The following is a 13242-nucleotide window of genomic DNA, read 5'->3' as shown; positions in this document are numbered from 1 at the left end:
AAATTGTATGAAACCTCTCGTCTCCATATTAAAAGCCTTACCACCTACTAAGATTATTGATGCTGATATTGATATTTCAAAATATATTCCGCTTGATTTATCAGTGACCAATCAGGAGCTGGTTCAGGTTAAACCTGAAAGTGCTGCCGAATTTGAAAATTTCATTTCAAATTATTTAGAAAAGAATAATGCCGAAGTAGCATTTGGCGGCTATATCGAAGGCCGGACATTGTATAAACGAAGTACAATCTTTAAAAATGATGCCATCCCTGAACGCAATATTCATATAGGTCTGGATTTATGGGCAAAAGAAAATACGTCAGTTTTGGCACCAATAAACGGAATAGTGCACAGCTTTAAGAATAATATTGGTTTAGGAGATTATGGTCCAACAATAATTTTAGAGCACATTATCGAAAATGAAAAATTTTATACTTTATACGGGCATTTATCGTTAGAAAGTATAGAAAACCTTAGTGTTGGAAAAGTTTTTAATAGAGGTGAAATCATTGGAACCTTAGGAAACTCTACAGTTAATGGCGATTACGCACCACATTTGCATTTTCAGATTATAAAAAATATTGAAGCATATTATGGTGATTATCCCGGAGTTTGTAATACAAATGATTTGAATTTCTATATAGAAAACTGCCCCGACCCCAACTTATTATTAAAAATTACTTAAATAGTTATGAAGAAAGCAGGATTGATTATATGTTTGTTGTTGTTAATTGGATGTAAATCGAAAACAATTAGTAGAGATACTGAAGATTTGAAGATTAAGAAAATTTCCAGTTCAGAAATTAATTCCAACCAACAGCAAAAAGCGTACGAATTAGGAAAAAGAGTTTTAGAAACTTGCAATACCTCTAAGTTTAAACCTTTTAATGAAACTGAAGTTACGGCATCGGTTAGGGAAAACACAACTGAGGAACGTCTGACCAAAACATGTCAGCGTTTTAGACAATATTACGGAAGTTTTATAGACTTAAAATTAGATGGCGTTTACAAAACTAAACAAGAGATTGTTTACCGTTATCGCGCCTTATACACAAAAAAAATAGCCAATAAAGAATTGCGCGTTTTTGTAAATGAAGATAATTTGGTTTCTTCCATTAAATCAATGGATTGGGACGAAAAATTTGATTCAAAACTAACTGAACAATAAAGTAACACTATGAATTTAAAATTGCCTTTTTTAATATTACTGTTAATTTCAACATTTGCAAATGCTCAGCAAACAATGAGTATAAAAGGATCAAAACCTTATCCTGCGACTGAGAATTATACTTTCATAGTCGAAAAATATGTTTATACAGGCGAAGCTAATGTTCAGATTGCAAAAACAGAAAAAGGAGGCGTTTTAAAATTAACCATTAAGACTACGGATGATAAAACCAGAATTTCCGGAGGTTTATACGTTGATTTGGCCAATGCCGATGTAATACCTTGTGTTGACAAAAATACCAATGAAAATGCCGATGGCACAACATCAACATATTATTATTTTACACCGGCCGAAATGGCAAAATTAAAAAAGAATGATATTAGAGGCATTAGATTTATCCTAAAAGGAAGCTCTAATGCATTTGGAGATCAAACCGGATATTTTACCGCCTTAAATAAAATGACATATTTTTCTACGGCTTTCGATAAATCTAAAAAATCATTTGATACTGCAGCAGCGATTAGCGCTTTGTAAATAAATTATTTTGATCTAATAAATCCTATATTTATACTTTTAATTTATTCCTTATGGATGCTAACGAAGCTTTGATCACAAAATTTTATACTGCTTTTGCAAATAGCGATGCTAAAACTATGAGTGAATGTTACCATCCTAAAATTCATTTTACAGATCCTGCTTTTGGTTTGCTAAAAGAAAATCAGGTTTCTAAAATGTGGGAAATGCTAATTTTAAAAAGCAAAGGAAATATTAAAATAGAGTTTTCAGATATAAAAGCAGATGATTTTTCAGGCTCAGCGAAATGGGTTGCTTCCTATAATTTTAGTAAAACCAATAGAAACGTAGTCAATAAAATCACGGCAAAGTTTACTTTTCAAGACGGATTAATCATCACGCATATTGATAGTTTTGATGTTTGGAAATGGTCTAAACAGGCTTTTGGTCCTATGGGTTATTTGTTAGGCTGGACAGGCTTTTTTCAGAAGAAAATTCAGCAACAAGCCTTATTGTCACTCAAAAAATTTCAGGAATCCAAATAATTTCTATAACTTAGAAATTCAAAAATACGCACATTAGCTAAAATATATTTTTAGTCTTTATCAATATATCTGCCACTCTTAAGAATTTGCTTGCTTGTTACTAGTTTTGTTGAGTTAATCGTGTTTTAATCTTGAATTACTATGAAAGAACTTGTACACAAAAAATTAAACCAGCTGCAGGCAACAGCAATTTGCGGAAATGATATTAGCTCTTCTTGTTTGTATGTTTCAGCATTAACTATTTTATATGCAGGTCAGTATGCCTGGATTTCTTTATTAATTGTTGCAATTGTTTTATTCTTATTCAGAAAAATTTATGGAGAAGTTGTTGGTGCAATTCCTTTAAACGGTGGTGCTTACAATGTTTTATTAAATACATCGACAAAACGATTGGCATCATTGGCTGCAACATTAACCGTTTTGTCTTATATGGCAACAGCAGTAATTTCGGCATCAGAAGGAATGCATTATCTGCACGGAATTTTTCAAAGTTTAGATGTAACCATTGCAACAGTTGTTGTTTTAATTCTGTTTACCGGACTTGCAATTTTAGGAATTGGCGAATCTGCATTTGTTGCGGTTATTATTTTTATAACCCATCTGGCAACTTTAAGTTTACTTGTTCTGGCATCGTTGTGGTTTGTCCTGAATAATGGTTTAGAAACTTTTTATATCAATTGGCAAGCCCCCATTGCATACGGAAATATAAAAACTGCGCTTTTTCTGGGATTTTCGGCAGCAATGCTTGGAATCTCAGGTTTTGAAAGTTCAGCCAATTTTGTTGAAGAACAAGAGCATGGGGTTTTTCCAAAAACACTGCGAAATATGTGGGCGATCGTAAGTTTCTTCAATCCTGTAATAGCTATTCTATTAATAAGTATCATTCCGCTTGCAGAAGTTGGCGAAAACAAACAAGCACTCCTTGCCTATTTAGGACAAACAACCGGCGGATCCTGGTTGGCATGGTTAATTTCTATCGATGCCGTTTTAGTATTATGCGGAGCTGTACTTACTTCCTTTGTTGGGGTTTCCGGATTATTAAACCGAATGACATTGGATAGAATTCTTCCCAATTATTTCCTGAAACAAAATAAAAGAGGTTCGCATTATCGAATCGTTATCAGTTTTTTAGTCCTTTGTATTTCTGTGCTTTTTGCTACCAGCGGACACTTAGAATCATTAGCCGGTGTTTATACATTTTCATTTTTGGCTGTAATGGCATTATTCGGAATTGGAAATTTATTACTTAAATTTAAGCGTAAAAAATTACCAAGACCTGAGCGCGCGCGCGGGATTGCAGTAGTTGTAGCAGTTTCATTTATTATCGCCGCTTTTATCGGGAACATGAAATTGAATATCAATTCATTTTATACATTTCTAAAATACATGGTTCCCTCTTTGATTTTTATCGGAATCATGCTCAATCGTGTCATTTTAATTCGGCTATTAATTCAAGCTTTAGAATATTTCTATCAGCCTTTACGAAAAATGGTAATTCTAAGTAATCGTTATTTACAAAAACTTAGTGTCGAAATAAATTCGCAGGAATTTGTTTTTTTTACCAAAGGCGATGATATTGCTATTTTAAATAAAGTGCTTCAATATGTTCAGGGAAACGAAACGACAAATAAATTAAAGATCGTATATGTAACAAACAATACTTCAAGAAACGAAGCTTTAATAAAAGATCTCGAAGTTCTTGATCGCGCTTACGACGAAATAGATTTGGAATATCTCGAAATACAAGGTGTTTTTGGTCCTGAAATAATAGACGAATTATCCAAAAAATGGAAAATCCCAAAGAACTTTATGTTTATAGGTTCGCCCGGAAATAAATTCTCTTACAGAGTTTCTGATTTAGGCGGAGTTCGTTTGATTATGTAATTGTATATGTTCCGTAGCAGATAAATCAGGTTTTCAAGACTTTTAGTCCCGCTTTCGCCTTTATCTTTGTTCGTTCCTCTCAAAGGATACCGCCAATATCCTACCGTCTGGACACAAGCACAAAACAAACACGAATTTCACTAATTGACACTAATTTAGTTTGTGGAATTAATTTCACAAACTAAATTAACCTATTAAAATTTGTGCAAATTCGTGACCCGAGACTGAAAGTCGAACAGGCGAAGCAAATTCGTGTTCAAAATTGATTAATAATATATTTGTATCCAGACAGTAGGGCTCTATCTGGGCTAATCCAAAAATTTATTATTCATAAGAACCAAAAAAAAGGAGTTTGCAAACTAGATTGATTTTTAACCTGCAATTTTATGAAAAAGATCCTTTTTACCACAAAGATCTCAAAGCTTTTAAATTAAGCACTTTTATAAAAACACAAAGTTCGCAAAGCTTTGTATTAAATTAGCTTTGCGAACTTTGCGAAAAATCTTAGCACCCTTTGCGGTTAAATTTAAGTTCCTAAAATAAAAACTTTAAGATTAAAAAACATTACGAATTAAACCAACCAGCAACCAATTCATCCTCAAATGAATTTGCGTTTTTATGAATAAACTCGTTCGTGTTTTTATTATACGAATAATCCAAAGCCCATAATTCATGGTTTTGAGCTAAATCTTTAATGCTTTCGCAAACAAAAGCAATTTCTTTATCAGTAGTAGTTGGGTGAATTGACATTCTGATCCATCCCGGTTTTTTGATTAAATCGCCAATAGTAATTTCATCAACCAATTTATTTGAAGTTTCCTGATCTACATGCAGTAAAAAATGTCCATACGTTCCCGCGCAGCTGCATCCTCCCCTGGTTTGAATTCCAAATTTGTCGTTCAGTAATTTTACTCCCAGATTAAAATGTAGATTTTCTACAAAAAACGAAATTACACCTAAACGATTCTGGTGCTGTCCTGCCAAAATTTTAATATTAGAAACAGGATTCAATTCGTTAAAAACGTAATCAACAATTTCATGCTCACGCTGCAGAATATTTTCGATCCCCATTTCTTCTTTCAGCTCGATGGCCAGTGCAGTTTTAATAACCTGCAGGAAACCTGGAGTTCCACCGTCTTCACGATCCTCGATATTATCGATATATTTATGTTCTCCCCAAGGATTTGTCCAGCTTACCGTTCCTCCGCCCGGACAATCAGGAATCATATTATTGTATAGTTTTTTATTAAAGATCAAAACGCCTGAAGTTCCCGGGCCTCCCAAAAATTTATGAGGAGAAAAGAAAATAGCATCAAGATAAGATTCAGGATCTTCAGGATGCATATCAATTTCGACATAAGGTCCTGAACAAGCAAAATCTACAAAACAAACTCCGTGATGTTTGTGCATTAATTTTGCAGCTTCATGAAAAGGAGTTTTTAATCCCGTAACATTTGAGCATGACGTAATCGAAGCAATTTTGATTGTTCTGTCAGCATATTTTTCTAATAATAAAGCTAAATTATCCAAACAAAAAAGCCCTTTTTCACAAGACGGAATAATCTCAACATCAGCAATCGTCTCTAACCATGAGGTTTGGTTAGAATGATGTTCCATATGCGAAATAAAAACAATTGGCTTTTTTTCTGCCGGAACACTAATAAAGTCTTTTAAATTCTCAGGGATTTTAAGACCTAAAATACGTTGAAATTTATTAACAACACCCGTCATTCCGGTTCCGTCTGTAATTAAAACATCATCATTATTGGCATTTGTATGACGTTTGATGATATTTCTGGCATGATGGTATGCTTTTGTCATGGCAGTACCTGACACAGTTGTTTCTGTATGTGTATTGGCTACAAAAGGCCCAAAATCATTCAGAAGTTTATCTTCAATAGGGCGATATAACCTTCCGCTGGCAGTCCAATCAGTATAAATGATCTTTTTTTTGCCATAAGGTGAAGTAAATTCCTGCTCAATTCCAACAATATGTTGTCTAAAATCCTGAAAATAAGTTTCTAAAGTGATGGTACTATTTTTGCTATTCATTAGTGTGCCTGTGTTTGATTGCAAATATATTGCTTTTTAATAGAATTGCGAATTTATCAATTGTAAACTTCAAATATTAAATAACCAATTGATATATTTAATTAAACAGCTTATTTATTAGCAATTTATCATAATATTCTATCGGATTAATAGGGCAATAGAAACTTAACAATACTATTTTATGGAAAATTTATCAATAGCTACTTTTGGTGGTGGATGTTTTTGGTGTATTGAGGCTGTCATTCAGCGTTTAAAAGGAATAGAATCCTTGAAGTCAGGATACTCCGGAGGTTTTATTAAGAATCCGCCTTATCGCGAAGTTTGTACTGGCAGAACCGGTCATGCCGAAGTGATACAAGTTACTTTTAACCCTGACATAATTTCATATCATGATCTCATTTTCATATTCATGACAAGTCACGATCCTACTACCCTTAATCGTCAGGGAGCTGATGCAGGAACGCAATATCGTTCTGTCGTATTATATCATGATGCTGAACAAAAGGAAATAGCTGAAAAAGTTTTTGAAGAAGTTACACCTTTATACGAAGATCCAATCGTAACTGAATTGATCCCTCTTGAGGTATTTTATGAAGCCGAAGAAGATCATCAAAACTATTACAATAACAATCAGGACGCCCGTTATTGCCAGATCGTAATTGATCCGAAAGTACAGAAATTAAAAAAAATGTACGCAGATAAATTGGTTGACTAATAAAAGTTTTTGCTGCAGATTAGAAAGATTGCAATGATTTTCCTTACTTACTTTTAAATCTATCAAAGATTTAAAAAGAATCATTTTAATCTGTATAATCTGTGGCTTAAAAAATTATCCAGATGAAAAATTTAAAAATAAATAACAGATTTACTGCCGAATTACCTGCAGATCCCAACGAAACCAATGAAACTCGTCAGGTTTCTAATGCGGTTTTTTCTTATGTAAATCCAACAAAACCGTCTAATCCTAAACTTATTCATGCTTCTAAAGAAGTAGCTGAACTGGTAGGTATTTCTAAAGATGAAATTAAGTCTGAAGCTTTTTTGAATACTTTTTCCGGAAAAGAAATTCTTCCTGAAACACGTCCGTATGCTATGTGTTATGCTGGGCATCAATTTGGGAACTGGGCTGGACAATTGGGCGATGGCCGGGCTATTAATTTAACCGAAGTCGAACATAATAACGATTTTTTTACACTTCAATTAAAAGGAGCAGGAAAAACACCGTATTCCAGAACTGCTGATGGTTTAGCGGTTTTGCGCTCTTCTGTCAGAGAATACCTTTGTGCTGAAGCAATGTATCATTTAGGAGTTCCTACTACCCGATCGCTTTCGCTGATGTTATCAGGTGATCTAGTTTTACGTGATATTTTATACAACGGAAATCCAGCATACGAAAAAGGTGCAATTGTTTGTCGTGTTGCTCCTTCTTTTATTCGTTTTGGAAGTTTCGAAATGCTGACAGCCAGAAATGAACTCAAAAATTTAAAAGATTTTACAGAATACAATATCAAACATTATTTTCCGGAAATTAAAGGTGAACCTAAAGAACAGTATTTGCAGTTTTTTAAAACAGTAGCTGACAAGACCCGCGAAATGATTCTACATTGGCAGCGTGTTGGTTTTGTACATGGTGTTATGAATACAGATAACATGTCGATTCACGGTGTTACAATTGATTATGGTCCTTATGGCTGGCTGGAAAACTATGACCCAAATTGGACGCCAAATACTACGGACAGTCAAAATAGAAGATACCGTTTTGGAAATCAGCCTCAAATTGCTCAATGGAATTTATATCAATTAGCAAATGCTCTTTATCCGTTAATTAACGAAGCTGAGCCTTTAGAAAAAATATTGGAATCATTTTTTACTGATTTTGAATCTGATTATAAAACAATGTTTTTAAGCAAATTAGGTGTTTTTACTTTAAGTAAAAATGACGATAAATTAATTACTGCTTTAGAAACAGTTTTACAATTATCTGAAACTGATATGACAATCTTTTTTAGAAATTTAAGCACAATTCAAAAGATAGATTCAGTCGAAACTGCAATAGAAAAAATTAAGAATTCCTTTTATATTCCTGAAGAAATTTCAGGAGATATTCTCGATTCCTGGAAAAAATGGTTTGCTGTTTATCTCGAAAGATTAAAAACCGAAGAGTTGTCAGATGAAAATCGTTCAGAAAAAATGAATGCAATAAATCCAAAATATGTACTGAGAAATTATATGTCTCAATTGGCAATTGATGCCGCTGATCAAGGCGATTATTCTTTGATAGACGAATTGTATTTATTATTGCAAAAACCATACGATGAACAGCCGGAATATGAAAAATGGTTTGCAAAACGACCGGATTGGGCACGATCTAAAGTGGGCTGTTCTATGCTTTCTTGTAGTTCATAAGCTGACGAGTATTTCGAATTTGCTTGAAGCCAGTAAGATTTCTTTTTGCCACGAATTCAACGAATTAGCACTAATTGATTCAGTAAGATTGTCTCATTGAGCGAAGTCGAAATGCGTAAAGTGTTCTCTGCTTCGCTTGAAATGACAGTAATATCATTTTTTTTGCCACGAATTTCACGAATTCGTACTAATTTTTTATTTGAATTACTAAAAAATAATTCACTTGTTCGTTATCGCGAAACTCATGGCAAACTTTTTTTACTCATAAGTAATGTAATCCACGATCATATTGGCATGAATACGGGAATTTTCTATGAACCATTTATGCGTCTGCATTCCGCCGCAAACAACTCCTGCCAAAAACAAACCTTTTATATTTGTTTCCATTGTTTCAGGATTGTACATTGGCGTTTTTAATTCATCATCTGATAATTGAATCCCCATTTTCTCAAGAAAAGTCAAGTCTGGTTTATATCCTGTAAGTGCTAAAACAAAATCATTTTCTATCGTAATTTTTCCATTTGGAGTTTCTATCTCTACTTCCTTTTCCCTGATTTCAGAAATATTAGATTCGAAATAAGCTGTAATACTACCTTCTGCAATTCGGTTTTCGATATCAGGTTTTACCCAGTATTTTACCCGATTGTTGATTTCGTTTTTGCGAATAACCATCGTCACATTTGCTCCTTTTCTCCAGCACTCCAAAGCGGCATCAACTGATGAATTATTTGCGCCAACAACTAAAATATTTCTAAAAGCATATTCATGAGCTTCCTTATAATAATGGCGCACTTTTGGTAATTCTTCTCCTTTTATATTCATTAAGATCGGAAGATCATAGAAACCTATTGCTATTACAACATTCTTTGCTTCATAGGAAGATTTATTTGTTGTAATTTTAAAAAGTAAATTCTCTAATTTTTTAACCTGAGTTACTTTTTCAAACAAATGAATTGAAAATTTAAAATAACGATGAATGTTTCTGTAATATTCTAAAGCTTCTTGTCTACCAGGTTTTGGTGCGAGACAATTAAACGGAATATCCCCGATCTCCAGTCTTTCAGCTGTTGAAAAAAAGGTCATATACAAAGGATAGTTGAAAATACTATTTACAATTGCTCCTTTTTCGATAATTAAGTAACGTAAGTTTTTCTTTTGAGCCTCGATTGCACAAGCTAATCCAATAGGACCGCCTCCAACAATGATCAAATCATATTGTTCTGTCATAACTCTTTATTTTCCCCATTGTTTAAAAGGATTTTTACTCAAATAAGCATTGTAATATCTTTCGTCATTTGTTACTTCTTCTCCCAGCCATTCCGGTTTTTCGAATATTTCGTCTTCAGATGCTAATTCAATTTCTGCCATAATTAAACCTTCGTTTTCTCCGTAAAATTCATCGACTTCAATAATATGATTTCCTGATTTTATTTCAAAACGGGTTTTTTCTATTTTGCCTTTTTCGCATAATTTAAGCAGCTCTTGTGCTTCGTCAAGAGGTATTTCATTCTCCCATTCAAAACGTGACATTCCACCTTGCTGACTAATTCCTTTTATCGTAATAAAGCCTTTATTGCCTTTAATTCTAACTCTGACAGTTCTTTCAGGAACGGAACTTAAATATCCCTGCGCTATTTTATTTTGAGTAAAAGACTGCTCTTTAAAATCAGCTGATTTTACGAGAAATTTTCTTTCTATTTCGACCATTTCGCTTCCTTATATTAATTTTTTATGCAAGTTACTCAATTTAGTTCAGTCCTAAAATGGAGATTTATTAATATATCATGTTTTTAAGTCACACTTGTAAACAACTCAAAATTAAATAGATAAGTTGAAAATATCTGATTATTAATGTATTCTGTATTTATTTTTTTGTTAAATTTGATAGAATCTTAACTTCATTCCTTATGTCTAAAAAAGCACTTTATCTATTAGGCATTGCAATAACAATCATTTTGGGTACTTTTTTGTATGTGAAATTTTGTTGCAATTGTACTATGAAAACACCAACAGTTGATACCGAAAAAGTACCGGTTGTTGTGGCTCAGGACGCTATTTTTGTCCCTTTTATTCTAAATGGTTCAGGAATTGATTATCATACCAATGATAATATCAAGTTCCTTAAAAACAGTTTTGCAGTAGTTCTGCCTGTTAGTGATTCTATATCAATTGGAATTGAAAATCTTAAAACATTTTTAATTGCAAATCCAAAGCAAAAAATAACCATAACGGGTTATGCTACATCTGACGAAAAAAACACGACAAGTTTTGAGAATCTCGGTCTTGCGAGGGCAAATGATATTAAAAAATATTTTGTCTCTAAAGGTTTATTAGCTTCTCAGTTTGATACAAAAGGAACAATAACGGACAAATGGAAAACAAGTTCTGATACACTATTAGGACCTGCGGAATACAAATTTGAAGCTTTAGAAGCTGCTCCCGCCGTATCAACTGATGAATGGGTGATTTTGAAGGATAAAATTAATGGTGATCCGCTAATTCTGCATTTCAACACTAATAAATCAAGTGATAAATTAACTGATGTTGAGAAACAAAAAGTGGCAGATTTAGTAAAATATATGGAACACGTAAAAGATGCGCTTATTTTAGCTGTTGGACATACTGATGATGTTGGTAATCGCGATTCTAATGTTGCTCTTGGTCAAAAACGTGCGGAATTTTCTAAAAATTACTTATCTAAAAAAGGTATTGACGGCGCTCGTATCACAACAGAATCAAAAGGTCCGGATGAGCCAATTGGCGAAAATACAACTAAAGAAGGTAAAGCAAACAACAGAAGAACTGTAATTACTATCAAATAATTAATCAAAAATGTACTATTATGAATATACCTTGTATCTTAATACCTGCACTAGTGGGGTTAATCTGTGGAATTTTAGGTTACTTACTGGGAAAAATGAATTCGAAAGGAGATGATTCTCTTGCATTGTCATTACAAGCTGATTTAGATGCGTGCAAAGCAAACACAAGAAGTTTAAATGCTAAAATTTCTTCACTCGAAGCTGATTTGGCATCAAAAGCTTCTGTTAGTACACCTACACAATCTTTTGCCTCTAATGTTGCCACTGGAATATTATTCGATGGTGCTTTGGCAGCAACTGTTTATGGCAAAAAAATAAAAGAAAATGATCTGAAGGTTGTCGAAGGAATTGGTCCTAAAATCGAAGCATTATTTAATACTGCAGGAATTACCACCTGGCGTGAATTATCAGAAACTCCAACTGAAAAACTACAATCAATTTTAGATGCCGGCGGCGAAAACTTTGCAATTCACAATCCAAGTACCTGGGCAAAACAAGCCTTGTTGGCGTATCAGGGAAAATGGCAGGAATTAAAAGACTGGCAACAAAATTTACTTGGAGGAAAAGAGTAAAAAAATAATTTTAAAGGTTCAAAGGTGCAGATTTACAAAGGTTCAAAGGCTTTGTACTCTGTACCTTTTTTAATATGGAATTTTCAGCTTGTTTTTTATGAATTTTCCAAAAAAGAAGCGTCCCATTTTTTACTTGTATTGTACCATAATTTCCCTTGTAAAACTTCAAGTGGGCAATCAAAATTATTGGTATAAAGTGCTCCGGTTCCCAAGCCTTGCGGCATTTTTGAATTTTGAGTGAATGTCCATTGTGCAATCGCATTTAGTCCAATATTACTTTCTAATGCTGAAGTAATCCACCATCCTATTTTAAATTTTTCTGCTAAATCAATCCATTCTTTTGTCCCTTTGAAACCACCAACAAAACTTGGTTTAAGAATGATGTATTGAGGCTTAATTTCCTGTAGCAATTTTTCCTTTTCCTCCAGGGAGAAAACACCAATTAATTCTTCATCCAAAGCGATAGGAAATGGAGTATTTTTACACAAACTTGCCATTGCATCAATATTTCCTTTTTTTATAGGTTGCTCTATACTATGTAATTGAAATTGATTTAATTGATTCAGTTTTTCTAAAGCTTCACTTAAAGCAAAAGCGCCATTGGCGTCCACTCTTATTTCTATTTGATCTGCGGAAAAATGGGATCTTATAAAACGTAATAATTCTAACTCTTTATCGAAATCTATAGCACCAATTTTAAGTTTAATACAATTAAAACCATCTGCTAATTTTTCTTCGATTTGCTGTTTCATATACGCCTCCTCGCCCATCCAGACTAAACCATTTATGGTAATTGATTTAGAATTATTAGTAAAATCAGATGGAAACAATAGGAATGGATTTTTACTGTTAAGGGATAAAAAAGCCATTTCGATTCCGAATTGTATCGACGGAAATTCTAATAATGCTTCCCAAAGAGCTGTTTCTCCCAAATGTATATTCTGGCAAGTCCAATTGAGTTTTGCTTCGTAATCGTCGCGATCATCGGCACTTAAACCACGGAGAATTCCGCACTCGCCTATTCCTTTTTTTCCGTTTTCCTCAAGGACAATAAACCATGTTTCTTTTTCGGTCATAACACCCCTGGAAGTTCCGGAAGGGCGTTTAAACTCTAACATGTATTTGTGGTAAGTTGCTTTCAAAATATCTTATTTTTTGGCCACAGATTGCACAGATTAATTTTTTTTTTAAACATTAGATGTTTTATTTTTTTTACCATTAAGAGATTAAGAAAATTAAGAAGAAATGCTTAATTTTCTTAATGGCTTAATGGCTCGTTT

General features: G+C 33.3%; 13 protein-coding genes. 9 read left to right on the top strand and 4 right to left on the bottom strand.

Translation table 11 applies throughout. The features are described from left to right. Positions 1–7: 7 nt before the first annotated feature. From NJT12_RS04820 to NJT12_RS04800, 5 genes are all read left to right on the top strand, one after another. Positions 8–685, top strand: coding sequence for a peptidoglycan DD-metalloendopeptidase family protein (locus tag NJT12_RS04820; RefSeq protein ID WP_271334770.1), 678 nt, complete (start codon positions 8–10; stop codon positions 683–685). A 6-nt stretch (positions 686–691) separates the two neighbouring features. After that, positions 692–1168: a hypothetical protein gene (locus tag NJT12_RS04815; RefSeq protein ID WP_271334769.1), complete on the top strand. Its 477-nt coding sequence runs from the start codon at positions 692–694 to the stop codon at positions 1166–1168. Positions 1169–1177: 9 nt separating this feature from the next. Continuing rightward, entirely contained in the window at positions 1178–1702 is a 525-nt protein-coding gene (locus tag NJT12_RS04810) for a hypothetical protein (RefSeq protein ID WP_271334768.1), read from the top strand. 53 nt (positions 1703–1755) lie between these two features. After that, positions 1756–2226 carry a nuclear transport factor 2 family protein gene (locus NJT12_RS04805; RefSeq protein WP_271334767.1) on the top strand — a complete coding sequence of 157 codons (471 nt, stop codon included), beginning with the start codon at positions 1756–1758 and terminating at the stop codon, positions 2224–2226. Positions 2227–2367: 141 nt separating this feature from the next. After that, complete coding sequence (locus tag NJT12_RS04800) at positions 2368–4110, top strand: APC family permease (protein WP_271334766.1); 1743 nt, start codon at positions 2368–2370, stop codon at positions 4108–4110. 564 nt (positions 4111–4674) lie between these two features. On the opposite strand, the gene NJT12_RS04795 is transcribed toward NJT12_RS04800, so the two are convergent. Then, positions 4675–6162 carry an aminotransferase class V-fold PLP-dependent enzyme gene (locus tag NJT12_RS04795; protein ID WP_271334765.1) on the bottom strand — a complete coding sequence of 496 codons (1488 nt, stop codon included), beginning with the start codon at positions 6160–6162 and terminating at the stop codon, positions 4675–4677. Positions 6163–6343: 181 nt separating this feature from the next. Between NJT12_RS04795 and msrA the strand changes: the two genes are divergently transcribed. Next, a complete protein-coding gene (msrA, locus tag NJT12_RS04790) occupies positions 6344–6877 on the top strand; it encodes a peptide-methionine (S)-S-oxide reductase MsrA (RefSeq protein ID WP_271334764.1) in 534 nt (177 codons plus the stop codon). Positions 6878–6999: 122 nt separating this feature from the next. After that, positions 7000–8568, top strand: a complete 1569-nt coding sequence (locus NJT12_RS04785) for a protein adenylyltransferase SelO (protein ID WP_271334763.1) — start codon at positions 7000–7002, stop codon at positions 8566–8568. A 258-nt stretch (positions 8569–8826) separates the two neighbouring features. Here the strand turns inward: NJT12_RS04785 and NJT12_RS04780 are convergent, their stop codons facing one another. Together NJT12_RS04780 and NJT12_RS04775 are read right to left on the bottom strand one after the other, a co-directional pair. Further along, positions 8827–9795 carry a YpdA family putative bacillithiol disulfide reductase gene (locus tag NJT12_RS04780; RefSeq protein ID WP_271334762.1) on the bottom strand — a complete coding sequence of 323 codons (969 nt, stop codon included), beginning with the start codon at positions 9793–9795 and terminating at the stop codon, positions 8827–8829. A gap of 6 nt (positions 9796–9801) precedes the next feature. After that, on the bottom strand, positions 9802–10275 hold the full coding sequence (locus tag NJT12_RS04775) for a CYTH domain-containing protein (RefSeq protein WP_271334761.1): 474 nt from the start codon (positions 10273–10275) through the stop codon (positions 9802–9804). Between the two features lie 290 nt (positions 10276–10565). On the opposite strand from NJT12_RS04775, the gene NJT12_RS04770 reads away from it, so the two are divergent. Further along, positions 10566–11390: an OmpA family protein gene (locus tag NJT12_RS04770; protein ID WP_271334760.1), complete on the top strand. Its 825-nt coding sequence runs from the start codon at positions 10566–10568 to the stop codon at positions 11388–11390. 20 nt (positions 11391–11410) lie between these two features. Continuing rightward, positions 11411–11962, top strand: a complete 552-nt coding sequence (locus NJT12_RS04765; RefSeq protein WP_271334759.1) for a hypothetical protein — start codon at positions 11411–11413, stop codon at positions 11960–11962. Between the two features lie 95 nt (positions 11963–12057). Here the strand turns inward: NJT12_RS04765 and NJT12_RS04760 are convergent, their stop codons facing one another. After that, on the bottom strand, positions 12058–13104 hold the full coding sequence (locus NJT12_RS04760) for an o-succinylbenzoate synthase (protein ID WP_271334758.1): 1047 nt from the start codon (positions 13102–13104) through the stop codon (positions 12058–12060). Positions 13105–13242: the final 138 nt, after the last annotated feature.

Origin of the sequence: Flavobacterium azizsancarii, assembly GCF_027980145.1 — a bacterium.
GTDB lineage: Bacteria > Bacteroidota > Bacteroidia > Flavobacteriales > Flavobacteriaceae > Flavobacterium > Flavobacterium azizsancarii.
This window is presented reverse-complemented; position numbering and strand designations above follow the sequence as displayed.